We start from the raw sequence: 25955 nt of genomic DNA, 5'->3' as shown, positions 1-25955 counted from the left end.
TTTGGTATTCGGCCCCCAGCTTAACCGCGGACATCGGGGAAGTCAGGATGCAGTCAGCGTTTTTTGCATCAAGATCAAGTCGAGCCATTGCCCATGTTTGCGCCCCACTTCGGGCATCCGCCCGACCTGCCCAAAGCCCTGTTTTTCATGGAACGCCACTGCGCCGGGATTGGCGCTGCTGACCGCGGCAACCATGATGTGACGCCCCCCCGCCGTTGCCGCCTCTATGGCCTGTGTCATCAGGTCGCGGCCCAGCCCCCGCCCCTGCGCCGCCTCGGACAGGACGATGCTATGCTCTACCGTCGCGGCATAGCCCGGCCCGCCCCGAAAGCTGCCATAGGTGACAAAGCCCAGCACCGCGCCGTCCCCTTCGGCCACCCAAAAGGCATCTGTGCGGGCGGCGATCAGCGCCGCGATCTCCTCGCGGGTCTTTTCGTCGGTCGTGAAGGTCGACAGACTGCCGCGGATCATGCCGTTCCACAGCGCCGCCACGGCGGCGGCGTCCTGCGCCAAAGCGGGGCGGATCACGCCGTCCTTCCGGGCGGCGCTCCCGTTTTCTTGCATCACTTCCGCGTCTCGCGGATCAGCTTCAGGATGTCCTGCGCGGCGGTCGGGATATTGGTGCCGGGCCCAAAGATCGCCTTCACGCCCGCGTCTTGCAAGAACTTGTAGTCCTGTTGCGGGATCACCCCGCCACAGATCACAAGGATATCCTCCGCGCCCGCATCCTTCAGCGCTTGGATAAGCTGCGGTGCCAGCGTCTTGTGCCCCGCCGCCTGGCTGGAGATGCCGATGACATGCACGTCGTTGTCCACCGCGTCCTGCGCGGCCTCGGCGGGGGTCTGGAACAGCGGGCCCACGTCCACGTCGAAACCGATGTCGGCGAATGCGGTGGCGATCACCTTGGCGCCGCGGTCGTGGCCGTCCTGGCCCATCTTGACCACCAGCATACGCGGGCGGCGGCCTTCGGCCTCGGCGAACTCCTCGACCGATTTCTGGATGTCGGCAAAGCCCGCATCGCCCTCATAGGCCGCGCCATAGACGCCCGAGAGCGTCTTGACCTCGGCCCGGTGCCGTCCGAACTGCTTTTCCATCGCCATGCTGATTTCTCCCACTGTGGCCCGCGCGCGCGCGGCCTCGACCGCCGCATCGAGCAGGTTGCCGCCCTCGGCCGCCCGCCGTGTCAGTTCCTCAAGCGCCGCCGTGCAAGCCGCCTCGTCGCGCTCGGCACGGATGCGCTCCAGCCGCGCCACCTGCCCTGCGCGCACCTTGACGTTGTCGACATCGAGGATGTCGATCGGCTCTTCCTTGTCGCGGCGGTACTTGTTGACGCCGACGATCACCTCGGTGCCGCGGTCGATGCCCGCCTGACGCTGGGCCGCGGCTTCCTCGATCCTGAGCTTGGGCATGCCGGAGGCCACGGCCTTGGTCATGCCGCCCATCTCCTCGACCTCCTCGATCAGCTTCCAGGCCGCCTCCGCCAGATCGGCGGTCAGCTTCTCGACGTAGTAGCTACCCGCCAGCGGATCGACGACATTGGTGATGCCGGTCTCTTCCTGCAGGATCAGCTGGGTGTTGCGGGCGATGCGGGCGGAATGCTCGGTCGGCAGGCCGATCGCCTCGTCCAGCGAATTGGTGTGCAGCGACTGGGTGCCACCCAGCACCGCCGAGAGCGCCTCGTAGGCGGTGCGGACGACGTTATTGTACGGATCCTGCTCGGCCAGGCTCACACCGGAGGTCTGGCAATGGGTGCGCAGCATCGAGGACTTGGGGTTCTTCGGCTCGAACTCCTCCATCACCCGCGCCCAGAGCAGCCGCGCGGCGCGCAGTTTGGCGGCCTCCATGAAGAAGTTCATGCCGATGGCGAAGAAGAACGACAGACGCGGCGCGAAGCGGTCCACGTCCATGCCCGCCGCGATTGCGGTACGGACGTATTCGCGCCCATCCGCGATGGTAAAGGCCAGTTCCTGCACGAGGTTCGCCCCCGCCTCCTGCATGTGGTAGCCCGAGATCGAGATCGAGTTGAACTTCGGCATGTGGTCCGAGGTATATTCGATGATGTCCCCGATGATCCGCATCGACGGCTCCGGTGGGTAGACATAGGTGTTGCGCACCATGAATTCCTTGAGGATGTCGTTCTGGATCGTGCCCGAAAGCTTGGCGCGGTCGTGGCCCTGCTCTTCGCCCGCGACGATGAAATTGGCGAGGATCGGGATCACCGCGCCGTTCATCGTCATGGAGACCGAGACCTGATCAAGCGGGATGCCGTCGAAGAGGATTTTCATGTCCTCGACCGAGTCAATCGCCACGCCGGCCTTGCCGACATCGCCCTCGACGCGGGGGTGATCGCTGTCATAGCCGCGATGCGTCGCCAGATCGAAGGCGACCGAGACGCCCTGCTGACCGGCGGCCAGCGCACGGCGGTAGAAGGCGTTCGATTCCTCCGCCGTGGAGAAGCCTGCATATTGCCGGATCGTCCATGGGCGGCCCGCATACATCGTGGCCTTCACGCCGCGCGTAAACGGCGCTTCGCCGGGGATGCTGCCCAGATGCTCCAGCCCGTCCAGATCCTCGGCAGTGTAGAGCGGCTGGACGTCGATCCCCTCCAGCGTCTTCCAGGTCAGATCGTCAAGGCTGCGCCCGCGCAATTCGCCCGTGGCCAGTTCACGCCAACGCGCTTTCTCGTCCTTTTGGTCGGATGTCATATGCTTGTCCTTCTCCCTTAGCGCCCGGCGGCAGGCATCGGCCTGCGCAACTGTGGCGGCTGAATTGTCAAACGCCGCGCCCCTAGGGGGATAAATCCCCCCTGCGGCGCTTTGCCCTTCGCAAAATGGTACAGGCCCCCTATATCTGAAGGGACAGGAGCCTTGATGAAACGTTTGATCTCACTAGTTTTTGCAGGATTGATCGCCAGCACAGCGATTGCCCAAGGGGCCGATACCCCGATGGAGGATCCGCTGTTCCTGCCCGCCGATATGGCCGATCTCAGCGGCTTCCAATGGAAAAAGCGGCCCGTTCTGGTCTTTGCCAATTCCGAGAACGATCCGGCATATGTCGCGCAGATGGAATACCTCCGCGACCGCGAGGAAGAGTTGCGCCTGCGCGATGTGGTGGTGCTGACCGATACCGACCCTGCCGCGCGCAGCGCGCTCAGGCTGCGAATGCGCCCGCGGGGCTTCATGCTGGTGCTGGTCGACAAGGAAGGCCAGATCGAACTGCGCAAACCCTTTCCATGGGACGTGCGCGAGATCACCCGCAGCATCGACAAGATGCCGCTGAGGCAGCGGGAGATCAGAGAGGCAAAGGAGCGCGACATCATCCGCTGATGCCCCGCGCCCTGCCCGCCCTGATCGCTCGCGCGTCGCACCCTATTCGAACTCCATGATCACATCGTCCACCGCAAGGCTGTCGCCCGCGCCGGCGTTGACCTTGCTGACGACGCCCTTCTTCTCGGCGCGCAGGATGTTTTCCATCTTCATCGCCTCGATGGTGCAGAGCGCTTGCCGTTCCTGAACCTCGTCACCCACTTCGACGTCGAGTTTCACCACCAAACCCGGCATCGGGCAGAGCAGCATCTTGGAGGTATCGGGCGGCAGTTTCTCGGGCATCAGGGCCGCCAGTTCCGCCTGACGCGGCGTGCGGACATGGACCTTCAGGTCCGCGCCACGGGTGCGGATGCGGAAGCCGCCGGAGATCTTGCCGACCTTCAGCACCAAAGGCGCGCCGTCGACGGTCATCTCGGCCAGTTGGTCACCCGGTGTCCAATCGCCGCTGACCCGCATTTCGCTGCCGTCGGTGAAAGCCACCGTCGCCCCTTCGGGATCGGCCTTGGTGACCACATCGAAGTTCTCACCCTGAAGCTTCACGTTCCAGTCGCTGCCGACCTTGCGCTCGTGGTTGTCCATCCGGCCCGAAACGCGGGCGCGGCGGATTTCGCCGACGCGGTGCATGGCGGCGCAGGCGGCGGCGATGCGGCGCAGCTCACTCTCTGGCAGGGTCAAGCCCTCGAAGCCCTCGGGATATTCCTCGGCGATGAAGGCGGTGGTCATCTCGCCCGAGACGAACTTGGGGTGATCCATCACGGCGGAGAGGAACGGCAGGTTGTGGCCGATGCCCTCGACCTCGAAACTGTCGAGCGCCACGCGCATCTTCTCAATCGCCTCTTCGCGGGTTGGGGCCCATGTGCAGAGCTTGGCGATCATCGGGTCGTAATACATCGAGATCTCGCCGCCCTCGTAGACGCCAGTATCGTTGCGCACGGCCATGTCACCGGCGGGCGCGTTGCCCTGCCATGTGCCCTGCTCCAGCAGCGGCCCCGCGGCCACCTCCTGCGGCGGGCGGTAGCGGGTCAGACGGCCGATGGAGGGCAGGAAGCCGCGGTAGGGATCCTCGGCGTAGAGCCGGTTCTCGATGGCCCAGCCGGTCAACGTCACATCGCCTTGCGTGATCGACAACGTCTCGCCATTGGCCACGCGGATCATCTGCTCGACCAGATCGACGCCGGTGATCAACTCGGTCACCGGGTGTTCCACCTGCAGGCGGGTGTTCATCTCGAGGAAGTAAAAGTTCTTGTCGCCGTCGACGATGAATTCCACGGTGCCCGCGCTGGTGTAGCCCACGGCCTGCGCCAGTGCGACGGCCTGTTCGCCCATCGCGCGGCGGGTCTCTTCGTCAAGGAAGGGGCTCGGCGCCTCTTCGACGACCTTCTGGTTGCGGCGCTGGATCGAACACTCCCGCTCGCCCAGATAGATGCCATTGCCATGGCTGTCGCAGAGCACCTGTATCTCGATGTGGCGCGGTTGCGTGACGAATTTCTCGATGAAGATACGGTCATCGCCGAAGGAATTGGCGGCCTCGTTCTTGGACGACTGGAAGCCCTCGCGCGCCTCCTCGTCGTTCCATGCAATCCGCATGCCCTTGCCGCCACCACCGGCAGAAGCTTTGAGCATCACCGGATAGCCGATCTCATTGGAGATCTTCACTGCCTCTTCGGCGTCCTCAATCAACCCCATGTAGCCCGGCACGGTGGAAACCCCGGCCTCTTTGGCGATCTTCTTGGAGGTGATCTTGTCGCCCATCTTCTCGATGGCGCCCTTGGGCGGGCCGACAAAGGCCACGCCAGCGGCCTCCAGCGCCTCGGCGAATTTGCTGTTTTCGCTCAAGAAACCATAGCCCGGATGTACCGCCTGCGCGCCGGATTGCTTGATCGCCTCCATCACCTTGTCGATGACGATATAGGATTGGTTCGCCGGGGGCGGGCCGATGTGAATGGCCTCATCCGCCATTTCCACATGCAGCGCCTGCGCGTCCGCATCGGAATAGATCGCCACGGTGGTCAGGCCCATCTTCTTGGCGGTCTTGATCACCCGGCAGGCGATTTCGCCCCGGTTGGCAATGAGGATCTTGTCAAACATCAGCAGTTCCTTTGACGGTGACAGGCCACGCAAAATGCCGCGTCAGCCGGAGCTGCGCGGGTGCCTGTAGGGTAAAGATGAAAGGGGGAGGCCGCCCTGCCCGCGCGAGGGGCGGGCAAAGCGGCTATTGGGCTGTGATCAGTTACACTTGCCGGGGTTAAGCTGGCAGTACCCGACGTTGGCCGCAGCGCCAATGGCTGCGCCCTGCGCCAGCGACCCGCCTGTAACGGCTGCCGCACCTGCGCCGACGGCTGCGCCGCCCAAACCTTGTTCGCCGATGTTGCTGCCGCAAGCGGCCAGACCGGCGGTCGCGCCAAGCGCGAGAATGATGTTACGAATGGACATGTGCCTGTTCCTTCACTGCTATCTACTATCCGACCAACGCCCCGCCGTTTGACGGGTTCCCGGTCGTATTTTTGGTCTGCTGCCCTGTGACGCAAAAACCACCCTTTCGAAAAGTCGGGCAGCCCCGCACAAACGCGCGACTGCCCGATAGGGGAAGGGGTATGGTCTTCATGTCCGGCGGCACGAAGGACAAATGATGTGCCGCCAGCACAAGAAAGCTTGGCCCAAGCCTGCAGCGCCGCCAAGCCCGTATTGGCCCCAAACGGCACTTCGGCAAAGCCATGCTGATCTGCAGATAGGCGCGGCGACATCATGCCGATCAATCCTCGAAAGCTTCGGGGAATGCGGCGCGGGCGGCGGCCACGTCGAGCACCAGCAGCGCTTCGTAATCGGCAGGATCGAAAGGATCGGTCGCGGGCAGAACCTCACGGCCAAAGAGCCATGACAGGCGGCCCGCATCGAGATTGCCCCGCTCGAAAGGATGTTCGCCAAAGGCTTCCCACAGGGCTTTGACAAAAGCGGTATCGGCGCGACGGTCCGGGGCGCGGCGGTCTGGACGACGCTCACGCCGGGTGATGGGCGTGACCCCCTTGGGGTTCGGACGGCGAATGGTGAATTGGAAATCGGTGCCGGGCAGACGCCCGGGGAACCCGCGGTGTTTTAGCATATAGGCGGGCATCAGACACCCCTCCCGGTTGCAGGGGTGGCTGGGATCAGGGCAGGCGCAAACGCCTGCCCTGCAACGGCATTACTTGTACTTGCCGGTGTAGACGGGCTCAACCGAGATGGGCTCGGGCTCGACCACAACATACTCTTCTTCTTGCTGTGCGCAGGCCGAAACCGCTGCAACGAAACCGATGGCTGCCAGCAACTTGATGCTCTTGGACATGTAAATCTCCTATTAGTGTTAAATGAACCTGACACGACAACACGCCGGCCAAGCCCAGGTTCTGAGGTAAGGGATACGTGGGTATTCCTTGACCGCATCATATGCGATTCACATGGCAATGGATACGGTTGCAAGCGCAATCGGTCGCGTTGTGACTCCAAAGCATCATTCCAATCCGGGGATCGGCGGATTCTTGCAAGATATTGCCCCTGCATCACAAACCCTCCCAAATGCAGGCGTCATCCTGCGCCCGGAAAGCTTCGAAATATTGGGTCGCTTCAGGGTCGGCCGCGCCGAATTCCACGGGGCGGTCAGCGAGGGAGACGACGATCACCTGCCCCGCCAGCGCATGTTCAGTCATATACGGAAGTGCCACGACCGCGCAGAGATGCTCCATATCCGGCGCGGCGCGGTCATAGGCGATGGCCCCCGGTCCCTTGGCGATCTGCGGGGCGATGAAACGGAAGCGAAGCCATGTCTCACCGCCAAGCTCTTCGACCAAGACCTCTTGCAGATCGACGGTTTGCCCAGAGGGGACGTCAATGGCCCGCGCGGGCGCTGCCAGCCCGATCGCCAGCAGAACAGGCAGCCAGGCCCGGCGCAGTAGAGCGCCTAGTGGTTGCGCAGCGCGTCGATCAGCGTGCCCTTGTCCATCTCCGAGCGCCCTTCGATCCCAAGCTCCTGTGCCCGGTCGTAGAGATCGTCCTTGGTCCAATCCTCGTAGGGCGGCTGTTTGCCGCCCTTCTTGCCCGGGTGCTGGCTGTCGTTGGCCTGCGCATTGGCGATCCGGGCGGCTTTCTCCTTGCTCGCCCCATCTTCGCGCAGGGACTTGTAGGTCTCTTCGTCCTTGATGGATGAATTCGGCATGATCCGGTCCTCCTTTGCGAGGAAAACCGCCCAGTCCGCCGAGGGTTCCGCGCGCGGCCCCTGTGGGATCGGTATTTGAGAAAGGATGAAGCTGCATGATGGCGCTCAGAGCGGGATGTTGTCGTGTTTTTTCCACGGGGTCTGCACTTTTTTGTTGCGCAGAGAGGCGAAGGCGCGGGCGACCCGTTTGCGGGTGCTGCGGGGCTGAATCACCTCGTCGATGAAACCACGTTCGGCGGCGACGAAAGGATTGGCGAAACGGTCTTCGTAATCCTTGGTATGTTTGGCGATCTTTTCGGGGTCGTTCAGATCCTTGCGGTGGATGATCTCGGTCGCGCCCTTGGCGCCCATCACGGCGACTTCGGCGGTGGGCCAAGCGTAGTTGAAATCCGAGCGCAGGTGTTTCGAGGCCATCACGTCATAGGCGCCGCCATAGGCTTTGCGGGTGATGACGGTGACCATCGGCACCGTCGCCTCGCCATAGGCAAAGAGCAGTTTCGCACCGTGTTTGATGACGCCGCCGTATTCCTGACCGGTCCCGGGCAGGAAGCCGGGTACGTCGACCAGCGTGAGGATCGGGATTTCGAAGGCGTCACAGAAGCGCACGAAACGCGCCGCCTTGCGCGAGCTGTCGATGTCGAGGCAGCCCGCCAGCACCATCGGCTGGTTGGCGACCACGCCGACGGTACGCCCTTCGAGGCGGATGAAACCGGTGATGATGTTCTTGGCGAATTCCTCTTGGATTTCGTAAAAGTCGCCCTCATCCGCCAGTTTGAGGATCAATTCCTTCATGTCGTAGGGGGTGTTGGCGTTCGACGGGACCAGCGTGTCGAGCGAGGGCTCGATCCGGTTGGGATCGTCGAAGAAGGGGCGGACCGGCGGTTTCTCGCGGTTGTTGGCGGGCAGCAAATCGACGAGGCGGCGCACCTCGGCCAGTGCCTCCACATCATTTTCGAAGGCCGCATCGGCGACGGAGGATTTGCGCGTATGGGTCGTGGCGCCGCCCAGTTCTTCGGCGGTGACGACTTCATTGGTGACGGTTTTCACCACGTCGGGGCCGGTCACGAACATATAGGAGCTGTCTTTGACCATGAAGATGAAGTCGGTCATCGCGGGCGAATAGACCGCCCCGCCCGCACAGGGGCCCATGATGACGCTGATCTGGGGGATCACGCCAGAGGCTTCGATGTTGCGCTGGAAGACCTCGGCATAGCCTGCAAGGCTTGCCACGCCTTCTTGAATGCGCGCGCCGCCGGAATCGTTGATGCCGATCACGGGGGCGCCGTTTTGCACTGCCATGTCCATGATCTTGCAGATTTTCTGGGCGTGGGTCTCTGACAGGGAGCCGCCGAAGACGGTGAAATCCTGACTGAAGACATAGACGAGGCGGCCATTGATTGTGCCCCAGCCGGTGACCACGCCATCGCCCGCGGGCTTTTGATCCTGCATGCCGAAATCGGTGCAGCGGTGCGTGACGAACATGTCGAATTCCTCGAAGGAGCCTTCGTCGAGCAGCAGATCGACACGTTCCCGCGCGGTGAGCTTGCCGCGGCCGTGCTGCGCATCGATCCGTGCCTGACCGCCGCCCAAACGCGCATCTTCGCGGCGCCGCTCCAGTTGTTCGAGAATGTCTTTCATGACGCACCCCTATTGTGATTTCGACCAGTCTACCGGAGGAGCGCAACTGACCAAAGCGCAATTTTGCAAATTTGCAAAATCAATACATGCCCGGGTCAGCAAAATGAAAAGTTGCAAAAAAATCTAGTTAACATGGACATTTCCTATAGCCGCTACTACTTGCATTTGCATGAGCGATATCCCCCGGGTCCGGTATTTAGACCGGACGACCCCACCCCATATCTCAACACTGATCCTGCTGGCCGGGCTTTCGGCCATGGTGATGAACATCTTCCTGCCAAGCCTGCCGAAGATGGCAGAGCATTTCGGCACGGATTACGCGGTGATCCAGCTTTCGGTGCCGCTCTACCTGTTCTTCAGTGGGATATTGCAAATCTTCATCGGGCCGGTTTCGGACAACCTCGGGCGGCGGCGGGTGATGCTTTGGGGCCTGGGCATCTTCTTCGTGGCCACGGTCGGCTGTCTGCTCGCGCCGAACATCGCCGTGTTTCTCGTATTCCGCATGGCGCAGGCCGTGATCGCCACGGGCATGGTGCTGAGCCGTGCGGTGATCCGCGACCTTTACACACAAGATGAATCGGCCTCCATGATCGGCTATGTCACCATGGGCATGGCGCTGGTGCCGATGATCAGCCCGGCCTTGGGCGGCTTGCTGGAGCAGGGTTTCGGCTGGCAGGCTTCCTTCTGGGCAATGTTGATCCTTGGTGGGCTGGTGTTTTGGGTGGCTTGGGCCGATTTGGGCGAAACCGCGCGCGCCAGCGGCAAATCGCTGCGCCAGCAGTTCGGCGAATACCCTGAGTTGCTCCGCTCGCCGCGCTTTTGGGGCTATGCGTTGGCCACGGGTTTCTGCTCGGGCGCCTTCTTTGCCTACCTCGGCGGCGCGCCCTTCGTGGGCACCGTGGTCTTCGGAATGGAGCCTGCGGTGCTGGGGCTTTATTTCGGCGCGCCGGCGATCGGCTATTTCGTGGGTAACTTCGTCACCGCCCGCACCGCGACACGTTTTGGCGTGAACACGCTGGTGCTTTGGGGCTGCATTTCCAATGCCGTGGGCGGCACGGTGTCGCTGCTGATCTTCATTGCGGGCTATGGCTCTCCGCTCAGTTTTTTCGGGCTGATGACGCTGGTGGGGCTGGGCAACGGGCTCTGCATCCCCAATGCCACCGCCGGGATGCTCTCGGTGCGCCCGCACTTGGCGGGCACGGCCTCGGGGCTGGGCGGGGCGATCATGATCGTCGGCGGCGCGGCCTTGAGCGCGCTGGCCGGCGCCCTGCTCACCCCTGAAACCGGGGCCTATCCGCTGCTGTGGCTCATGCTGCTGACGGCCATCGCCTCGGTCGCCTCCATCTGGGTGGTGATCCGGCGTGAGAAAGCCTTGGGGCTCTAGACCCGGGCCGACCGCACTTGTGACCGCGGCTTTGCAAAGCTAGGCTGCGCCTAGCTGCAAAGTTGCAAAGGTGCGCGGATGGCGATCCAGAAACTCTATGCCGGTGTGAAACTGCGTGAGACCCGGACCCGCGCGGGGCTGACGCAGAAAGACTTCGCCGCCCGGCTGGGCGTCTCCTTGCCCTATCTCAACCAGATGGAAAACAACAACCGGCCCGTCAGTACCAATGTCGTGCTCGCCTTGGCGTCGGAGTTCAGGCTGGATGTGACCGAGCTTTCCAGCGGCGATGGGGAGCGGTTGGTCAGCGATCTGCGCGAGGCGCTGGCCGATCCGATTTTTGCCGGAAAGGCACCCCCGGTGGCCGATCTGCGCCTCACCGCCTCCAACGCGCCGGGGCTAGCCCATGCCTTTCTCGCCCTGCATCAAAGCTACCGGCAGGTGCATGAACGGCTGGCCTCGCTGGACGAAGCCCTGGGCCGCGAGGACGCGCGGGCGATGCCCTCTCCGTGGGAAGAGGTGCGGGACTTCTTTCACTATTGCGACAATTACATTGATGCGGTCGACCGTGCGGCAGAGCATTTTGCGACCCGCGAAGGCAGCGGCAGCGATACGCGGGCGACCGCCGCGCGCGCGCTTGAGAGTGCTGGGGTGCGCGTTGTTTTTGAGGATGACGACCGGCTGCGCGCCTACGATCCCGCGCGCAGGGTGCTGCATCTATCGGCCCGTGCGGCGCCTGAGACGCAGACCTTTCAGATGTTGTTGCAGGTGGCGTTGACCCAGCAAGACGCGCTGCTGGAGGCGACGCTGGACCTTGCCCGTTTCCACAGCGCTGCGGCGCGGGATATCGCCAAGATCGGGTTGGCCAATTACTTTGCCGGGGCGGCCCTCTTGCCCTATGGGCGGTTCCTGCAAAAGGCGCAGGACTGCCGCCACGATCTGGAGGTGCTGGCCGGGCATTTCGGTGCTTCGATCGAGCAGGTGGCGCATCGGCTGTCGACGCTGCAGCGCCCCGGCGCGAAGGGGGTGCCCTTCTTTTTCGTGCGGGTCGATCAAGCGGGCACGATCACCAAACGCCATTCCGCCACCCGGTTGCAATTCGCGCGTTTCGGCGGCGCCTGCCCGCTCTGGAACGTCCACCGCGCCTTTGAGACGCCGGGGCGGTTCCTGCGGCAATTGGCCGAGACGCCGGATGGGGTGCGCTATATCAGCTTGGCGCGGGACATCTCGAAACCGGCGGGGCGGTTTGGCGCGCCGGTGCGGCGCTACGCGATCTCACTCGGCTGCGAAGTGCGCCATGCGCCTGCCTTGGTCTATGCCGATGGGATGGACGTCACCCGCAGCGATGCCTTTGAACCGATTGGCATTTCCTGCCGGATTTGCGAGCGCCGGGATTGTCATCAACGCTCCGTCCCGCCGTTGGAGCGGCAGTTGGTGGTCGACCCGCATCTGCGCGACACCCTGCCCTACCGGGTGGAATGATCAGCGCCGGGCGCGCCGCCACCCCGCGCCGCGTGCCTCGGCTTCGGAACAAAACCAACGCTCGCCTTTGCTGGTGCTGATGCGGGTGCGGCTGTAAAACTCCTGCCCCGGCATATGGTAAATCTTGACCCCTTTGGCGCTGATATTGCCCTTGATCTGGCAGCCGCCTTCGGGCCGGGCAGGCTCTGCCCCGCTGCGGCGGGTCACACGGTAGCGGGCGGGAGAAACCGTCTTGAACCCGTGAATCCCACGGCCCGCGACAAAGGCGGCCTTTTCATCCAGGTCATAGTCCATCGAATATTTACGATAGGCAAAGGCCAGCCCGTCACGCACCAGCGACTGCCCCACATCGACGCCACCCACGTGGCAGCGGGCGACAATGCGATCATAGCGGTCGCGGTCCAGCGCCTCACATCGCGCATCGGCCCCTTGGTATCTGTCGCGCACCTCCCTCGTTGTCCAATCTCCGCAGGCCCATGCCTGCCCGCCCTCGGTCTCGCAGGTTTGGCTGGCTTCAAGCGCGTCGATGCCATGCAGGCGGATGCGCGTACCGCCGAGATCGAAGGTATCCCCATCGATCACGCGGACCACGCCCGAGACCGTCTGCGCCCCTGCAGCTCCCGCCACGAGACCCAGCGTCAGACTGAGGGCGAAAAGTGAACAAATCCTTAACATGAGGCAGGTATGACGCCCCGCCCCGCCGCCTTCAAGACAGGATGTTAAGTCAGGTTAACCGTCAGCGCTGCGCCACCTGCCAGTTCGGATGCAGCCAAGGCTCGTCATTGGCGCGCGGCAGCGGGTCACGGCCCAAAAGCAGGTCCGAGACCTTCTCGCCCACCATGATCGAGGGTGCGTTAAGGTTGCCGTTGGTGATGCGCGGAAAGATCGAACTGTCGGCCACGCGCAGCCCCTCGACCCCGATCACCCGCGCCTGCGGGTCGACGACGGCGCCCGGATCGTCCGCAGCGCCCATGCGGCAGGTGCCGCAGGGGTGATAGGCGCTTTCGGCGTGTTCGGCGATGAAAGCGTCAAGCGCCCCGTCCGATTGCAGCGCTTCACCGGGCTGGATCTCGTGTTTGACGAAGGGCTTGAAGGCGTCCTGCGCGAAGATTTCCCGCGTGAGCCGGATGCAGGTGCGGAACTCCTCCCAGTCATCAGGATGCGACATGTAGTTGAAGCGGATGCGCGGCGCCTCGGCCGGGTCGGCAGAACGCAGGGTGATCTCGCCGCGCGACTTGGAGCGCATCGGCCCCGTGTGCGCCTGAAAGCCATGCCCCTCCGCCGCCGCCTGACCGTCGTAGCGCACGGCAATGGGCAGGAAATGGTATTGGATATCAGGGTATTCCACGCCGGGCTTCGAGCGGATGAAGGCCGCGGATTCGAACTGGTTCGAGGCGCCCATGCCAGTCTTGGTAAAGAGCCACTGCGCGCCGATGACGGCCTTCGACAGGAGGTTCCAGTGCTTGTAGAGCGTGATCGGCTGGCGCGAGGCCATCTGGATGTAAAGCTCCAGATGGTCCTGCAGGTTCTGCCCCACGCCGGGGCGGTCGGCCCGCACCTCGATGCCGTGTTCAGCCAGATGCGCGGCAGGGCCGATTCCCGAAAGCATCAGCAGTTTCGGCGAGTTGATCGACGACGCCGCCAGCACAACCTCGCGGCTGGCACGGATCACCTCCGTCGCGCGGCCACGCTTGACCTCGACACCCACGGCGCGCCCCTCCTCGATCACCACGCGCTGCGCCAGCGCGCGGATCAGGGTGACATTGCCGGTCTTCTGCGCCGGGCGCAGATAGGCATTGGCTGCCGACCAGCGCCGCCCGTTCCAGACCGTCTGCTCCATCGGGCCGAAGCCCTCTTGCTGCTCGCCATTGTAGTCATGGGTCACCTGGTAGCCCGCCTGTGCCCCGGCCTGCACGAAGGCGTCGAAAAGCGGGTTCTCGCGCGGGCCGCGACTGACGTGCAGCGGGCCGTCCTTGCCGCGCCAAGCCGGATCGCCGCCATGGCCGTTCTCGTGCCATGTTTCCATGCGCTTGTAGTAAGGCAGCACATCCGCATAAGACCAACCGCGCGCGCCGACCTCTTCCCAATGGTCGAAGTCCTTGGCGTGGCCGCGCACGTAGACCATGCCGTTGATCGAGGAGGAGCCGCCGATGACCTTGCCGCGCGGGCAGACCAACTCGCGGTTGTTGAGTTGCGGCTCGGGCTCGGATTTATAGCCCCAGTCGTAACGCGGCATGTTCATCGGATAGCTAAGCGCCGCGGGCATCTGGATGAAAGGCCCGACGTCGCTGCCACCATGTTCGATGACGATAACCTTGCGACCCGCCTCGGCCAAGCGGTAGGCCATGGCGCAGCCCGCGGAGCCCGCGCCGACGATGACAAATTCAGCTTCCATAGCTCTTCCTTCCGTGATTCCGCGCCGGGTCAAGGATGCGCAGCACCGCGCGGATGCGCGGCTTGTCCTTGAGGCGGTGGGGAATCGCTCCCCAGAATTGACGAGGTGACTTGAGGATCAGGCCGATCCCTCAAGCACCTCTCAGCAAATTTACCCCTTAAAAGGGTGCCTCGACATCGCCCATGCGCACGTAGACCGACTTCACCTGGCTGTAGTGCTCGATCGCCGCCTTGGCGTTCTCGCGGCCCACGCCGGAGTTCTTCATGCCGCCAAAGGGCGCCTCGACCGGCGCGTCGTTGTAGCTGTTGATATAGCAGGTCCCGGCCTCGAACCCCGCCGCCACGCGGTGCGCGCGGGCAAGGTCACGGGTGAAGACACCGGCGGCGAGGCCGAACTCGGTATTATTGGCGCGGGCCATGACCTCAGCCTCATCCTCGAAGTCGAGCACCGCCATGACCGGGCCGAAGATTTCCTCGCGGGCGATGACCATGTCGTCTTTCACATCGGCGAAGACGGTGGGCTGCATGTAGAACCCCTCGCGCTCGATGCGGCTCCCGCCATAGACCAGCCGCGCGCCCTCGGCCTTGCCCTTCTCGATGTAGTCCAGCGCGATCTGCATCTGGCGTTCGCTGACCATCGGGCCGAAGCTGGTGTCGGGGTCCATCGGGTCACCGATCACAGCCTTGTCCAGCCGCTCGGACAGCCGCGCGAGGAACTTCTCCTTGATGTCGCGGTGCACGAAGACCCGCGTGCCGTTCGAGCAGATCTGGCCGGAGCTGTAGAAGTTGCCCAGGATCGCGCCGCCGACGGCATTGTCGATATCCGCATCCTCGAAGACGATCAGGGGCGATTTGCCGCCCAGTTCCATCGTCACATGCTTGATACCTTCGGCAGCGGCGGCATAGACCTTGCGCCCCGTCGGCACCGAGCCGGTGAGCGAGACCTTGTCGATGCGGGGATCGGTGACCAGAGACTGGCCAACCGCGCCCATGCCCTGCACCACGTTGAAAAGCCCCGCGGGCAGACCGGCCTCGGTCAGGATCTCGGCCACTTTCAGGGCGCAGAGCGGCGTGGTCTCGGACGGCTTGAAGATCATCGCATTGCCGCAGGCCAGCGCCGGCGCAGCCTTCCAGCAGGCGATCTGCGTGGGGTAATTCCAAGCGCCGATGCCGACGCAGACGCCCAGAGGCTCACGCCGGGTGTAGACCCAGTCTTCGCCAAGTTGGATATGCTCGCCGGTCAAGCTGCCAGCGAGGCCGCCGAAATACTCCAGCGCGTCCGCGCCGCTGGTGGCATCGGCGACGGAGGTCTCCTGATAGGGTTTGCCGGTGTCTTGGGTTTCCAAGACCGACAGATCGTGGTTGCGGTCGCGGATCATGTCGGCGGCGCGGCGCAGGATGCGGCCCCGCTCGGTGCCGCTTAGCGCGCCCCATGCGGCCTGCGCGCGGCGGGCCGAGGCGATGGCCTGCTCCACAATCTCGGGCGTGGCGGCATAGACGGTGGCGATGGTCTCGCCCGTGGCGGGATAGATCACCGGGATCGGCGTGCCATTGGTGTCTTCGACATAGGTGCCGTCGATAAAGTGGCTGGCGGTGGGTTGGGGATCATAGGACATCAAAGGGACTTTCTTGCCTGAGGCGAGGAATGTTCAGAGAGGCGGAGCGCGGCGGTGCCGCCCGTCTCCGCGGTGTTCAACGGCCCGCTTTTAGCAGCAGGTCGAGCGTATAGAGCGCGCGGGTCATGGCCTCTGCCGCGCTGACGCCATCCGACAGCGCCGCGCGCAGGTAAAGCCCATCGATCAGGGCCGCCAGAGTGTCGGCATCGCCTTCGGGCTGGGGGCTGATCGGGCGCAGCGCATGGGTGAGGTTGGACCGCAACCGGCTTTGATAAGCCGTCAGCAAACGCCGGGTTTCGGGGTTGGTGCGGGCATGGGCGTAGAGTGTCATCCACGCGCTGATCGTGCCAGGGTGAAAACCGGTGTCGTCAAAACTGGCCACGATGATTGCCGCCGCGCGGTCATGCGGCGTGCGGGCCGTGGCAAGCCTTTCGCGCACCCCGGCGGCATATTCTGACAGGATATGCCGCATCGCTGCCAGAAAGATCTGGTTCTTGCCGCCGAAATAGTGATGCGCCAGCGCGCTCGACATGCCTGCCCGCTTGGCGATCTGGCTCACCGTCACGTCCAGCGACTGGGCCTCGCCGATCTCGGCGATGGTGGCTTTAACCAGCGCAGAGCGGCGAATGGGTTCCATTCCGACTTTGGGCATTGGATTCGGATCCTTGGGGCAGTGTTGACCGCATCAGGATAGGGGAATCTTTATTGACTCGTCAATCAAGTACCGCCCCGACAGGGCGGAAGGTCAGAATTTCGTCGCATGTGAGGGGGGCGTGACCTGCCGTTTCAGCATCGCTTCGCGCCATGTGATAAAGGTGACCGAGCCCAAGATCACCGCGCCACCGAGCACGACCCAGAGGTCCACCGGCTCGGCAAAGACCACCACGCCGAGGATCGTGGCCCAGACCAGTTGCAAGAAGGTGACCGGCTGCGTCACCGTCACCGGGGCGGCGGCAAAGGCCAGCGTCATGGTGAAATGCCCCGCCGTGGCGAAAAAGGCGACCCCGGCGAGGATCAGCAACTCCTGCACGGTGGGCGCGATCCAGACGGAGAAGGCGAAGGGCGCCAGCCCGATGGTGACGAAGATCGACAGCATGGTCACGATCATTACCGGACGCGCCTCATCCGCCAGCACCTTGGCCAAGAGGTAGGATCCGGCAAAGACCACCGCCGCCAGCAACATCGCCAAATGCCCGGTGGAGACTTCGCGAAACCCGGGGCGCAGGATGATCGCCGCCCCCGCCAGCCCCAGACAGACCGCCACGATGCGCCGCGCGGCCAGCTTCTCTCCCAGAAAGATCGCGGCACCCACGGTGACATAGATCGGCGCGAGGTAGTTCATCGCCGTCACCTCGGCGATGGGCAGGCGGGTCATGGCGTAGAACCACAGGATCACCCCGCCCGCGTGGAAAAAGCCGCGCATGCCAAACAGCCCCCATTGCCGCCGGCTTACCGGGGTGGCCAGCAGCGACCGCAGGATCGGCAAGACAAAGACCAGCCCCATGGCGTAGCGCAGGAAAGCGGCCTCTGCCGAAGGCAGGCGCGGCCCCATGTATTTCACCAGCGCGGTCACGCCGATGAAACAGGCCCCGGTCACCAACATCCAAAAGACCCCGACAAGCGGGCGGTTGGGCGGAACGGGGATGTCGGGGGCGGTGGCGGGAGACTGTGTCATGCCGTGACCCTTTCCCAAAGCGCTGCCAAGGGCAAGATGGGCGCGGCATTTTTATTCACATCGCAAGCAATTTAATCGCAATCGCCCACATGGTCACGGCGATAACGGCGTCCAAGACCTGCCAACTGCGCGGTTTGGCAAAGAGCGGCGCCAGCAGCCGCGCGCCATACCCGAGCGAGAAAAAGAAGACGAAACTCGCCAGCACCGCCCCAAGCCCGAAGCTGAGCCGGTCGGGATATTGCGCCGAGATCGAGCCGAGCAGCACCAAGGTGTCGAGATAGACATGCGGGTTCAGCCAGGTCAGCGCCAGCAGCGTCAGGATCGCCTTGCGCAGGCTGCGGGTGGATTGCCCTTCGGCCTCCAGCGCCTCCCCGCCCTGCCATGCGGAAACTGCGTTGCGCCAGCCGTACCATAGCAGGAAGACCGCGCCGCCATAGCGCATCAGCGGGCCGAACCACGGGGCCGCCTCGGCCAGCGCGCCAAAGCCTGCGACCCCTGACATGATCAACACAGCATCCGAGGCAGCGCAGACCAGCACCACCGGCAGCACATGTTCGCGCCGTAGCCCTTGGCGCAAGACAAAAGCGTTCTGCGCCCCGATGGCCATGATGAGGGTAAGGCTAAGAGCAAAGCCGGGAAGGAAAGAGGTCAACATCGAAGGCATCCTGTAAAACGGGTTGCCCTTGCCTAGCCCCTCGGCTCAGATTACTCAAATTCAATAGTCTACGTCAGGATTAGCAGAACTTATGCAGCTCGACAGCGCGCAGCTGACCGCTCTAGCCCATATCCTGCGGCTCGGCAGTTTTGACGCCGCGGCGGCGGTGCTGGGGGTGACCCCCTCGGCAATCTCGCAGCGGGTGAAGGCGCTTGAGGACCGTGTGGGGGCCACGCTCGTTCTGCGCGGCCAGCCCTGCACCGGCACGCCCATGGGCCAGCGTCTTGCCAAACATGCAGAGGATGTGGCCCTGCTCGAAGCGCAGGCGCTTGGGGCAGGCGATGCCACCGCCCCGCCCCGGCTCCGCCTGGCGGTGCCTGCGGATGTCTTGGCCACATGGCTCATCCCGGCGCTGGCGCGGGTGCCCGACATGCTTTTCGATCTGATGATCGACGATCAAGACACCTCGGCCGATTGGCTGCGTCGGGGAGAGGTCAGCGCGGCGGTGACGGGACAAGCCCGCGCGGCCCCGGGCTGCGACGTGCTGCCCTTGGGGGCGCTGCGCTATCATGCCACCGCCAGCCGCGCCTATCGGCAAAAGTGGTTTGCCGAGGGCGTCACAACCGAGGCACTGGCCCGCGCGCCGATGCTCACCTTCGACCACAAGGATCAACTGCAAGGGCGATGGCTGCAGCGAAAGACCGGGCAGCGGCTGACCCCGCCGAGCCACCACCTCCCCTCAAGCCATGGTTTTGTCGCAGCGGCGCGGCAAGGGCTGGGTTGGGGCATGAACCCCGCGCCGCTGGTGGCCGAGGATTTGGTGGCGGGGCGGCTCGTGTCGCTGGACGACGCGCTGCCACTGGATGTGCCGCTTTACTGGCAGGTCGCGCGGATCATGGCGCCCGCGCTGGCCCCGCTCACCGCCGCCGTCCGGGCCGCGGCGCGCGAGGCGCTGGTGCAAGGGGCGCGTTAAAGCTGCGCCATAACCTCGTCAGAGGCCTTGAAATTGGTGGTGACGCGCTGCACGTCGTCATCCTCCTCAAGCGCATCGATCAGCTTCATCAGCTTTTCCATGTTCTCGAGGTCCATCTCGGTCGTGGTGGTCGGACGCCAAATCAGCTTGGTCGATTCCGACTCGCCCAATTCGGCCTCAAGCGCGGTCGACACGTCGTTGAGATCGGTGTCGGCGCAATAGATCACATGGCCCTCTTCGGAGCTTTCCACGTCCTCGGCGCCCGCTTCGATCGCGGCCATCATCACGGTGTCGGCATCGCCCACGGAGGCCGGGTAGATCACCTCGCCCTTGCGCTCGAACATGAAGCCGACCGAGCCGGTCTCGCCCAGGTTGCCGCCGTTCTTGGTGAAGGTCGAACGCACGGTCGACGCGGTGCGGTTGCGGTTGTCGGTCATCGCCTCGACGATCACCGCCACGCCATTGGGGCCATAGCCCTCATAGCGGATTTCCTCGTAATCCTCGCCCTCGCCGCCGATCGCCTTCTTGATGGCGCGTTCGATGTTGTCCTTGGGCATGGACTGGCCCTTGGCCTCTTTCACCGCCAGACGAAGACGCGGGTTCTTGTCCGGGTCGGGGTCGCCCATCTTGGCCGCGATGGTGATTTCCTTGGAGAGTTTGGAAAACACCTTGGCGCGCAGCTTGTCCTGACGGCCCTTGCGATGCTGGATGTTTGCCCATTTGGAGTGACCGGCCATGAATACCTCGTTCTGGCAATGCGTTTGCGCCACTCTATATGCCAGCATCACCGCTGGAACAAGCCACCCGGCCTGTGCTTAGCTTTCCGCCGATGGGGCAACCAAGTTAGACCGGATTTATGACACCTGATCAGATCATCCTCTTCACCCTCTTCGGCGCGGTCTTTGGCCTGCTGCTTTGGGGGCGATTTCGCTATGACATCGTAGCCTTCGGGGCGCTGATGCTTGGGGTGGTGCTGGGCGTGGTGCCCACGAAAAACGCTTTTGACGGCTTCGGCCATCCGGCCACGCTTATCGTGGCGCTGGTCTTGGTGGTCTCGGCTGGGTTGGTTCGTTCGGGCGCGGTGATGCTGATCACCCGCACGCTGGTCGACAGTTCGCGCAGCCTGGGCGCGCATATCACCATGATGGGCGCCGTCGGCGGGGTGCTATCGGCCTTTATGAACAACGTGGCGGCCTTGGCTTTGCTGATGCCGGTCGACATCCAGACCGCACGCAAAGCGGGCCGCGCACCGGGGCTGAGCCTGATGCCGCTCAGTTTCGCCACCATCCTTGGCGGCATGGCCACGCTGATCGGCACCCCGCCCAATATCATCATCGCCTCCATCCGGCAGGAATCCTTGGGCGCGCCATTCAAGATGTTCGACTTCGCCCCCGTGGGCGGGCTGGCCGCCATCGCGGGGCTGGTCTTTGTCGCGCTGATCGGCTGGCGCCTGATCCCCGCTCGCGAAGACGCCATGATCGAGGCCGAGGACATCGCCCAATATATCGCCGAGCTGACCGTGCCCGAGGGCAACAAACAGATCGGCAAACGTCTGGCCGAGTTGCAAGAAGAGGCGCATCGCGCCGATGTGGCGATCTTGGGCCTGATGCGCGACGGCAAGCGGCGCTATGGCACGGCCCGCAACGTGGTTTTGCAAGCCGGAGACGCGATCGTGCTTGAGGCCACGCCCGACGCGCTGGACGAATTCCGCAGCACGCTGAACCTCGCGCTGGCCGACCGGGACCGCGAAGACCTGCTGCTGGCCGATGGCGACGGGGTCGAAATCGTCGAGGTCGTGGTGACCGATGGCTCGCGGCTCAACGGGCGCACGGCGCAGGCGGTGGGCCTGTCGTGGCGGCAGCGCACGGTGCTCTTGGGCCTGTCGCGGCAGGGCCGCAAGATCACCTCGCAACTGCGCACGACCGAGCTGAAACCCGGGGATATCCTGTTGCTGCTGGTCCCGCGCGACACGGTGGCCCATGTCACCGACTGGCTGGGCGTGCTGCCGCTGGCCGACCGGGGCCTTGCGGTGACCCAAGACAGCAAGACATGGCTCGCCATCGCGATGTTCGCAGGGGCCGTGGCCGCGGCCTCCTTCGGGCTGATCTACCTGCCCATCGCGCTTGGCATCGTGGTGGTCGGCTATGTGCTGGCCAAGATCGTGCCGCTGTCGGAACTCTATACCCATATCGAATGGCCGGTGATCGTGTTGTTGGGCTCCATGATCCCGCTTGGTGCTGCGTTGGAGACCTCGGGCGGGACCGAATTGATCGCGGGCGCGCTGGTGGGGCTGACCGAGGGGCTGCCCGCTTGGGTGGTCCTTACGGTTCTGATGGTGGTGACCATGTCGCTGTCGGATGTGCTCAACAACACGGCGACGACCATCGTCGCGGCCCCCGTGGGCATCCAGATGGCGCAGTCGCTTGGCGTCTCTCCCGATCCGTTCCTGATGGCGGTGGCGGTGGCGGCCTCTTCGGCTTTCCTGACGCCGATTGGGCATAAGAACAACACGCTGATCCTCGGCCCCGGCGGCTATTCCTTTGGCGACTATTGGCGCATGGGGCTGCCGCTGGAGATCATCGTCGTCGCCGTGTCGATCCCCGCCATCCTGTTCTTCTGGCCGCTTTAACAGCCGCCCCCCGCGGCGTCGGACTTGCCAGAGCATATTTGCCGCCCCTAGGCTGAGTGTCAGCTTTGGGGGGACAAATGGACATTCTGATCAACGTCGTACTGCCGCTGTCATTGGCGGTCATCATGCTGTCGCTGGGGGTGGGCCTCACGGTTTCAGATTTCACCCGCGTGGCGAAATACCCGCGCGCCTTTGCCTTGGGCGCGCTTTGCCAAGTGGTGTTGGTGCCCGCTGCCGCATGGGCGGTGGCCATGGCCTTCGGCCTGCGCGGAGAACTGGCCGTGGGGCTGATGATCCTCTCCTTCTGCCCGGGCGGCGTGACCTCGAATATGATCAGCAAATTCGCGCGGGGCGATGTGGCGCTGTCGGTGACTTTGACGGCGGTGGTCTCGCTTCTGAGCATCCTGACCGTGCCGGTCTTCACCGCCATAGCCGTGCGGCACTTCATGGGCGATGCCGCGCCGGATGTCTCGGTCGCGGCGCTGGCGGTGGCCATGTTCGTGATCACCACCCTGCCCGTGGCACTTGGGCTCGCCCTGCGTCACCTCGCCCCCGGCTTTGCCGCGCGGATCGAACCGGGCCTATCCGCCCTCGCCGCGCTGCTCTTCGTGCTGATCGTCCTCGCCGCATTGGCCGGAAATTGGAGCGTTTTCACCGAGAACCTCGCCCGGCTTGGTCCCGCGCTCATTAGCATGAATGCGGCGCTGATGTTGCTGGGGCTGGGCATTGCTGCGGCAGCCGGGCTGGCGTGGCAGACCCGCAAGGCGATCTCGATCGAAGTGGGCATCCAGAACGCGACGCTTGGCATCACCCTCGCCGGGTTGATCTCGGGCCAAGCGTCGGGGTTCAGCGCCTACGCCCTGCCCTCGGCGGTCTATGGCATTACGATGTATCTGGTGGCCCTGCCCTTCGTCCTTTGGATGCGCGGGCGCTGAGGGCGTGAGCCACCAAGCAAAAGGCGCGCCCCGCGGGACGCGCCTTTCGTTTTTAAACTGACGGCCCCCTAGGCCATGTCGAAAGCGTCTTCCTCATAGCTGTCCGCCCCTTCGTCTTCCTCCTCCGGCACGGAGGTGAGGGTCAGCGCGTCCATGAGAGCGGAGGCGGGGTCGGAGGTATCGGCCTCGGGACCCTCCATGTCAGGATCGACCATACCGGACACCTCAAGCACCTCACCGCCGCTTTCATCCGAGTCCACAACAACACGCATACCGCTCAGATCGATGTCCTCGAAAGACAGGGAGCCGGGATAGGTCCATAGGGTGAAGTTCGTGCTCGTGACTTCGCCATCGGAACTGTCAGCGGTCGTGCCGAATTGCAGACCCACATCGAAACTGCCCCCTGCTTGGGGACCACCCGCGAAGCCGTCGACACCGTCATCCACAGCCTTCACGTCCGTCAGGTGATAGCCTTCCGCGTTCACGTCAGGGAAGAAGTTCAGTTCTTCGATTGCGCTGCCATCGGTCACGTTGAAGAAAAGCCCGTTGATGTCGGCGTGTGAGTCGGCCTCAGGATCCGTGGGCGAAAGGTTGAAGTGCAACTGCCCGTTCGGCATTTCCGTGACGGCGATTGTGATCTCTCCGTTCTCTCCCATCAGGAAATTGAGAACGGATTTATCAGCGCCGCCGGTATCACCGCCTTGCGTACCACCGGAACCGGACCCCTTGGTGCCGCAGGAGCCGGAACCCTTCGTACCGCCAGAACCAGAACCCTTGGTGCCGCCGGAACCGGAGCCCTTGGTGCCGCAGGAGCCGGAACCCTTCGTACCGCCGGAGCCGGAACCTTTGGTGCCACCCGAGCCGGAACCCTTCGTGCCACCAGAACCGGAGCCCTTCGTGCCACCAGAACCGGAGCCCTTCGTGCCGCCGGAACCGGAGCCCTTCGTACCGCCAGAGCCGGACCCTTTGGTGCCCCCCGAGCCGGAGCCCTTCGTGCCGCCAGAGCCGGAGCCCTTCGTCCCGCCAGAGCCGGAGCCCTTCGTCCCGCCAGAGCCGGAGCCCTTCGTACCACCCGAGCCGGAACCTTTGGTGCCGCCAGAGCCGGAACCTTTGGTGCCGCCGGACCCGGAGCCCTTGGTGCCACCCGAGCCGGAGCCCTTCGTGCCGCCGGAGCCGGAACCTTTGGTGCCGCCAGAGCCGGACCCTTTGGTGCCACCCGAGCCGGAACCTTTGGTGCCGCCGGACCCGGAGCCCTTCGTGCCGCCAGAACCGGAGCCCATAGTGCCGCCTGAGCCGGAGCCCTTGGTGCCACCCGAGCCGGAGCCCTTCGTGCCGCCGGAACCGGAGCCTTTTGTCCCGCCGGATCCAGAGCCTTTTGTACCGCCCGAACAGGAACCCTTAGTGCCACCAGAGTTGGACCCTTTGGTGCCGCCCGAGCCGGACCCTTTGGTGCCGCCGGAACCGGAGCCCTTAGTCCCGCCAGAACCGGAACCCTTCGTGCCACCCGAACCGGAGCCTTTGCCGTCATCGTTCCCGTCGAACTTGCCCGCCAAATGCGCGTCGTACCACTTCGCGAAGGAGGAGCCCTCTACCCCGCCGTTATGATAGGACTTCGTTCCACTGGCATCGCAACCGCTGCCCGCTTCGCCGCCGGTGGACCAGCTATTGTCCTTGCTGTTCCAACCCTTCGAGAATCTGTAACCCATGACGCCAATCCCTCATATCCGTTTGCAGCCGCGGCCAATTTGCAGCGCCGCGTCCCCCACTGACCTATGAACCTAGCAGGTGCCGTCTATTTACGCCAAATTCTTTCCATCTTTCGGGTAAATTAGGCCGATAATGCGCGCCAAACCGAAACAGTGAGATAGCCAGAGAGGGCATTGTTCTTTCGTATAGGTCAAATGTGCGGAGGGGGTCCAAATCACTTGCCTTGGGATAGGTAGAAATTGCCTTTGTTTTGCCCAGAACCCGCCGTACCCTCGTCAGCGAGCTGAGCTAGACAGGCGAAAACACCAGCGGAGGCTTCATGGCACGACCCAAGGAACAAAGCGCTCAGGCCCAGATCGTCGCGGCGGCGCGCAGGCATTTCGGGCAAGACGTGGCGCGGGTATCGGCGCCGGGCGGCGAAAACCGGTCGAGTTTTCGGTTGCATCTGACCGACCGCACGGTGATCGCCACTCTCCGCCCGAACTTCCGCCGCACCCATCTCGAAGCCCATGTGCTGACCGAACTTGGCCGCCATTGCAGCGACCTGCCCGAATGTCTGGGCGTGGTGGGCGAGATCATGTTTCAATCCGACGTCGGCAAACGCCGCCTGAACGTCGAAGTCGCGCGGGTGGAACGCGCCGAACAACTCGACCTCGCAGCCGAGGCCGTCTCGGCCATCTTCCGCATCCACGGCGCCGCGCGCCAGACCGAGTTAAACGCGATCATGCCGCATCTGGGCAACAACCGCGACTGGGTGCTGAATTTCGTCGATGCGGTGGACTTCCTCAAAGACCTCGGCGGCGGCATCTCAGACCAGTTCGACCGCACCGCCGCCTATGAGCGCATCAACGCCCCGGCGCGGCAATTCGTCAAATGGGACTGCCGCTCGGGCAATGCCGCGATTGGCGCGGATGACAAGCTGCGCTGGTTTGACTTCGAATATGCCGGGCTGCGCCACGGGGCCGAAGACATCGCGTGGCTGATCGGGGATGAGGCATGGCCCATCGCCCCGTCGGATATGGTCGATGTGGTGATTGACACCTTCGATCCAACCTGCGGCATCGCCCTGCCCGACTACCTCGATTATCTCTCCGTCTACCTGACCTTTCACGCGGTGCAGCGGCTCAAACTGATCAGCAAAGAGGCCAAGAAACGAGGCTGGCTGAGCAAGGATCGCATCCGGCGCTATGACGACGCCGGGGTGCATCCTGAATTCGCGGCGCATATCTGCCGGGTCGGGGCCTATTTCTCGGACCAATCCGAACTCACCGCCCCGCTGACCCGCAACTTCCTCGAGGCACAGGCGGGCTTTGACGCGATTGTCGCCCAGTCCGACGTGCCGCGCAGCGCCTGAG

The 25955-nt window shown here is 63.9% G+C and carries 24 protein-coding genes; 7 read left to right on the top strand and 17 right to left on the bottom strand.

What is annotated here, in order from left to right; all coding sequences use genetic code 11:
* Positions 1–42 precede the first annotated feature (42 nt).
* Both ACGYLC_RS06255 and scpA read right to left on the bottom strand, forming a co-directional pair.
* A complete protein-coding gene (locus ACGYLC_RS06255) occupies positions 43–564 on the bottom strand; it encodes a GNAT family N-acetyltransferase (RefSeq protein WP_394422195.1) in 522 nt (173 codons plus the stop codon).
* Entirely contained in the window at positions 564–2705 is a 2142-nt protein-coding gene (scpA, locus tag ACGYLC_RS06250) for a methylmalonyl-CoA mutase (protein ID WP_394422194.1), read from the bottom strand. The genes ACGYLC_RS06255 and scpA overlap by 1 nt, the downstream gene beginning before the upstream one ends.
* Before the next feature lie 165 nt (positions 2706–2870).
* On the opposite strand from scpA, the gene ACGYLC_RS06245 reads away from it, so the two are divergent.
* Positions 2871–3326 (top strand): DUF4174 domain-containing protein, encoded by a 456-nt coding sequence (locus ACGYLC_RS06245; RefSeq protein WP_394422193.1) that lies wholly within the window; start codon positions 2871–2873, stop codon positions 3324–3326.
* Between the two features lie 42 nt (positions 3327–3368).
* Here ACGYLC_RS06245 and ACGYLC_RS06240 read toward each other — a convergent pair whose 3' ends face one another.
* The 7 genes from ACGYLC_RS06240 to ACGYLC_RS06210 form a co-directional block, all read right to left on the bottom strand.
* Positions 3369–5414: an acetyl-CoA carboxylase biotin carboxylase subunit gene (locus ACGYLC_RS06240; protein WP_394422192.1), complete on the bottom strand. Its 2046-nt coding sequence runs from the start codon at positions 5412–5414 to the stop codon at positions 3369–3371.
* 138 nt (positions 5415–5552) lie between these two features.
* Positions 5553–5759: a hypothetical protein gene (locus ACGYLC_RS06235; RefSeq protein WP_394400220.1), complete on the bottom strand. Its 207-nt coding sequence runs from the start codon at positions 5757–5759 to the stop codon at positions 5553–5555.
* Positions 5760–6078: 319 nt separating this feature from the next.
* A complete protein-coding gene (locus ACGYLC_RS06230) occupies positions 6079–6426 on the bottom strand; it encodes a hypothetical protein (RefSeq protein ID WP_067261657.1) in 348 nt (115 codons plus the stop codon).
* A gap of 81 nt (positions 6427–6507) precedes the next feature.
* Positions 6508–6648: a hypothetical protein gene (locus tag ACGYLC_RS06225; RefSeq protein ID WP_168613065.1), complete on the bottom strand. Its 141-nt coding sequence runs from the start codon at positions 6646–6648 to the stop codon at positions 6508–6510.
* Positions 6649–6862: 214 nt separating this feature from the next.
* A complete protein-coding gene (locus ACGYLC_RS06220) occupies positions 6863–7363 on the bottom strand; it encodes a DUF6497 family protein (protein ID WP_394422191.1) in 501 nt (166 codons plus the stop codon).
* Entirely contained in the window at positions 7261–7515 is a 255-nt protein-coding gene (locus ACGYLC_RS06215; protein ID WP_394422190.1) for a Rho termination factor, read from the bottom strand. Before ACGYLC_RS06215 ends, ACGYLC_RS06220 begins: the two co-directional genes overlap by 103 nt.
* A gap of 105 nt (positions 7516–7620) precedes the next feature.
* Entirely contained in the window at positions 7621–9153 is a 1533-nt protein-coding gene (locus tag ACGYLC_RS06210) for an acyl-CoA carboxylase subunit beta (protein WP_394422189.1), read from the bottom strand.
* Between the two features lie 169 nt (positions 9154–9322).
* On the opposite strand from ACGYLC_RS06210, the gene ACGYLC_RS06205 reads away from it, so the two are divergent.
* Both ACGYLC_RS06205 and ACGYLC_RS06200 read left to right on the top strand, forming a co-directional pair.
* Positions 9323–10537: a multidrug effflux MFS transporter gene (locus ACGYLC_RS06205; protein ID WP_394422188.1), complete on the top strand. Its 1215-nt coding sequence runs from the start codon at positions 9323–9325 to the stop codon at positions 10535–10537.
* A 78-nt stretch (positions 10538–10615) separates the two neighbouring features.
* Positions 10616–12016: a short-chain fatty acyl-CoA regulator family protein gene (locus ACGYLC_RS06200; protein WP_394422187.1), complete on the top strand. Its 1401-nt coding sequence runs from the start codon at positions 10616–10618 to the stop codon at positions 12014–12016.
* On the opposite strand, the gene ACGYLC_RS06195 is transcribed toward ACGYLC_RS06200, so the two are convergent.
* The 6 genes from ACGYLC_RS06195 to ACGYLC_RS06170 all read right to left on the bottom strand — a co-directional run bounded on the left by ACGYLC_RS06195 (position 12017) and on the right by ACGYLC_RS06170 (position 18356).
* Positions 12017–12691 (bottom strand): thermonuclease family protein, encoded by a 675-nt coding sequence (locus ACGYLC_RS06195; protein ID WP_394422186.1) that lies wholly within the window; start codon positions 12689–12691, stop codon positions 12017–12019.
* A 61-nt stretch (positions 12692–12752) separates the two neighbouring features.
* Positions 12753–14411, bottom strand: a complete 1659-nt coding sequence (betA, locus tag ACGYLC_RS06190) for a choline dehydrogenase (protein WP_394422185.1) — start codon at positions 14409–14411, stop codon at positions 12753–12755.
* A 157-nt stretch (positions 14412–14568) separates the two neighbouring features.
* Entirely contained in the window at positions 14569–16026 is a 1458-nt protein-coding gene (gene betB, locus ACGYLC_RS06185; protein WP_394422184.1) for a betaine-aldehyde dehydrogenase, read from the bottom strand.
* Between the two features lie 76 nt (positions 16027–16102).
* The gene (betI, locus tag ACGYLC_RS06180; RefSeq protein ID WP_067263489.1) at positions 16103–16678 is read right to left on the bottom strand and encodes a choline-responsive transcriptional repressor BetI; all 576 of its coding nucleotides are present in this window, start codon (positions 16676–16678) and stop codon (positions 16103–16105) included.
* A 93-nt stretch (positions 16679–16771) separates the two neighbouring features.
* The gene (locus ACGYLC_RS06175) at positions 16772–17701 is read right to left on the bottom strand and encodes a DMT family transporter (RefSeq protein WP_394400238.1); all 930 of its coding nucleotides are present in this window, start codon (positions 17699–17701) and stop codon (positions 16772–16774) included.
* 55 nt (positions 17702–17756) lie between these two features.
* Positions 17757–18356 (bottom strand): LysE/ArgO family amino acid transporter, encoded by a 600-nt coding sequence (locus ACGYLC_RS06170; RefSeq protein WP_394422183.1) that lies wholly within the window; start codon positions 18354–18356, stop codon positions 17757–17759.
* A 91-nt stretch (positions 18357–18447) separates the two neighbouring features.
* Between ACGYLC_RS06170 and ACGYLC_RS06165 the strand changes: the two genes are divergently transcribed.
* Complete coding sequence (locus ACGYLC_RS06165) at positions 18448–19329, top strand: LysR family transcriptional regulator ArgP (RefSeq protein WP_394422182.1); 882 nt, start codon at positions 18448–18450, stop codon at positions 19327–19329.
* Here ACGYLC_RS06165 and ACGYLC_RS06160 read toward each other — a convergent pair.
* On the bottom strand, positions 19326–20066 hold the full coding sequence (locus ACGYLC_RS06160) for a YebC/PmpR family DNA-binding transcriptional regulator (RefSeq protein WP_394422181.1): 741 nt from the start codon (positions 20064–20066) through the stop codon (positions 19326–19328). The two genes, ACGYLC_RS06165 and ACGYLC_RS06160, sit on opposite strands and share 4 nt — an antisense overlap.
* Before the next feature lie 119 nt (positions 20067–20185).
* Between ACGYLC_RS06160 and ACGYLC_RS06155 the strand changes: the two genes are divergently transcribed.
* Both ACGYLC_RS06155 and ACGYLC_RS06150 read left to right on the top strand, forming a co-directional pair.
* Positions 20186–21958: an SLC13 family permease gene (locus ACGYLC_RS06155; RefSeq protein ID WP_394422180.1), complete on the top strand. Its 1773-nt coding sequence runs from the start codon at positions 20186–20188 to the stop codon at positions 21956–21958.
* Positions 21959–22035: 77 nt separating this feature from the next.
* Positions 22036–22893 carry a bile acid:sodium symporter family protein gene (locus ACGYLC_RS06150; protein WP_394422179.1) on the top strand — a complete coding sequence of 286 codons (858 nt, stop codon included), beginning with the start codon at positions 22036–22038 and terminating at the stop codon, positions 22891–22893.
* A gap of 68 nt (positions 22894–22961) precedes the next feature.
* Here the strand turns inward: ACGYLC_RS06150 and ACGYLC_RS06145 are convergent, their stop codons facing one another.
* Positions 22962–24599 (bottom strand): hypothetical protein, encoded by a 1638-nt coding sequence (locus ACGYLC_RS06145; protein ID WP_394422178.1) that lies wholly within the window; start codon positions 24597–24599, stop codon positions 22962–22964.
* 320 nt (positions 24600–24919) lie between these two features.
* Between ACGYLC_RS06145 and ACGYLC_RS06140 the strand changes: the two genes are divergently transcribed.
* Positions 24920–25954, top strand: a complete 1035-nt coding sequence (locus ACGYLC_RS06140; RefSeq protein ID WP_394422177.1) for a hypothetical protein — start codon at positions 24920–24922, stop codon at positions 25952–25954.
* Position 25955 lies beyond the last annotated feature (1 nt).

The organism is Sulfitobacter sp. 1A12157 (assembly GCF_043557345.1).
Classification (GTDB): domain Bacteria; phylum Pseudomonadota; class Alphaproteobacteria; order Rhodobacterales; family Rhodobacteraceae; genus Sulfitobacter.
Note: the sequence above shows the minus strand (reverse complement) of the source record. Positions and strands in the feature narration are given on the sequence as shown.

What these genes read in the sequence shown, in the direction of transcription:
- ACGYLC_RS06255 (WP_394422195.1), bottom strand. Translation starts at nt 564, where the DNA reads ATGCAAGAAAACGGGAGCGCCGCCCGGAAGGACGGCGTGATCCGCCCC.
- scpA (WP_394422194.1), bottom strand. Translation starts at nt 2,705, where the DNA reads ATGACATCCGACCAAAAGGACGAGAAAGCGCGTTGGCGTGAACTGGCC.
- ACGYLC_RS06245 (WP_394422193.1), top strand. Translation starts at nt 2,871, where the DNA reads ATGAAACGTTTGATCTCACTAGTTTTTGCAGGATTGATCGCCAGCACA.
- ACGYLC_RS06240 (WP_394422192.1), bottom strand. Translation starts at nt 5,414, where the DNA reads ATGTTTGACAAGATCCTCATTGCCAACCGGGGCGAAATCGCCTGCCGG.
- ACGYLC_RS06235 (WP_394400220.1), bottom strand. Translation starts at nt 5,759, where the DNA reads ATGTCCATTCGTAACATCATTCTCGCGCTTGGCGCGACCGCCGGTCTG.
- ACGYLC_RS06230 (WP_067261657.1), bottom strand. Translation starts at nt 6,426, where the DNA reads ATGCTAAAACACCGCGGGTTCCCCGGGCGTCTGCCCGGCACCGATTTC.
- ACGYLC_RS06225 (WP_168613065.1), bottom strand. Translation starts at nt 6,648, where the DNA reads ATGTCCAAGAGCATCAAGTTGCTGGCAGCCATCGGTTTCGTTGCAGCG.
- ACGYLC_RS06215 (WP_394422190.1), bottom strand. Translation starts at nt 7,515, where the DNA reads ATGCCGAATTCATCCATCAAGGACGAAGAGACCTACAAGTCCCTGCGC.
- ACGYLC_RS06210 (WP_394422189.1), bottom strand. Translation starts at nt 9,153, where the DNA reads ATGAAAGACATTCTCGAACAACTGGAGCGGCGCCGCGAAGATGCGCGT.
- ACGYLC_RS06205 (WP_394422188.1), top strand. Translation starts at nt 9,323, where the DNA reads ATGAGCGATATCCCCCGGGTCCGGTATTTAGACCGGACGACCCCACCC.
- ACGYLC_RS06200 (WP_394422187.1), top strand. Translation starts at nt 10,616, where the DNA reads ATGGCGATCCAGAAACTCTATGCCGGTGTGAAACTGCGTGAGACCCGG.
- ACGYLC_RS06195 (WP_394422186.1), bottom strand. Translation starts at nt 12,691, where the DNA reads ATGTTAAGGATTTGTTCACTTTTCGCCCTCAGTCTGACGCTGGGTCTC.
- betA (WP_394422185.1), bottom strand. Translation starts at nt 14,411, where the DNA reads ATGGAAGCTGAATTTGTCATCGTCGGCGCGGGCTCCGCGGGCTGCGCC.
- betB (WP_394422184.1), bottom strand. Translation starts at nt 16,026, where the DNA reads ATGTCCTATGATCCCCAACCCACCGCCAGCCACTTTATCGACGGCACC.
- betI (WP_067263489.1), bottom strand. Translation starts at nt 16,678, where the DNA reads ATGCCCAAAGTCGGAATGGAACCCATTCGCCGCTCTGCGCTGGTTAAA.
- ACGYLC_RS06175 (WP_394400238.1), bottom strand. Translation starts at nt 17,701, where the DNA reads ATGACACAGTCTCCCGCCACCGCCCCCGACATCCCCGTTCCGCCCAAC.
- ACGYLC_RS06170 (WP_394422183.1), bottom strand. Translation starts at nt 18,356, where the DNA reads ATGTTGACCTCTTTCCTTCCCGGCTTTGCTCTTAGCCTTACCCTCATC.
- ACGYLC_RS06165 (WP_394422182.1), top strand. Translation starts at nt 18,448, where the DNA reads ATGCAGCTCGACAGCGCGCAGCTGACCGCTCTAGCCCATATCCTGCGG.
- ACGYLC_RS06160 (WP_394422181.1), bottom strand. Translation starts at nt 20,066, where the DNA reads ATGGCCGGTCACTCCAAATGGGCAAACATCCAGCATCGCAAGGGCCGT.
- ACGYLC_RS06155 (WP_394422180.1), top strand. Translation starts at nt 20,186, where the DNA reads ATGACACCTGATCAGATCATCCTCTTCACCCTCTTCGGCGCGGTCTTT.
- ACGYLC_RS06150 (WP_394422179.1), top strand. Translation starts at nt 22,036, where the DNA reads ATGGACATTCTGATCAACGTCGTACTGCCGCTGTCATTGGCGGTCATC.
- ACGYLC_RS06145 (WP_394422178.1), bottom strand. Translation starts at nt 24,599, where the DNA reads ATGGGTTACAGATTCTCGAAGGGTTGGAACAGCAAGGACAATAGCTGG.
- ACGYLC_RS06140 (WP_394422177.1), top strand. Translation starts at nt 24,920, where the DNA reads ATGGCACGACCCAAGGAACAAAGCGCTCAGGCCCAGATCGTCGCGGCG.